A 209-nucleotide genomic window follows, 5' to 3' on the forward strand; every position below is an offset into this window, starting at 1 on the left:
AAAAAGCTAGAAACCCCAAGTCTACTAACATAGTTGCTAGGCATTAAAGTAATTATTATGAAGAAAGAACTTATCCAAGACCCTACGTTGGTATCCAATTACATACGGGGCGACGAAAATGCATTAGCTGTGTTAATAGAAAGGCACAAGCAACGAATCTACAGTTTTATATATTCGAAGGTTTATGATAAGGACATAACCGAAGATAT

1 pseudogene is annotated in these 209 nt (G+C 35.4%); it reads left to right on the top strand.

Annotated features, from left to right (window positions below):
- Positions 1–57: 57 nt before the first annotated feature.
- Positions 58–209: pseudogene (locus tag ACRHOC_RS16010) on the top strand (RNA polymerase subunit sigma-24); the annotation flags it as partial.

Source organism: Winogradskyella poriferorum, assembly GCF_050618035.1.
GTDB classification, from domain to species: Bacteria; Bacteroidota; Bacteroidia; order Flavobacteriales; family Flavobacteriaceae; genus Winogradskyella; species Winogradskyella poriferorum_A.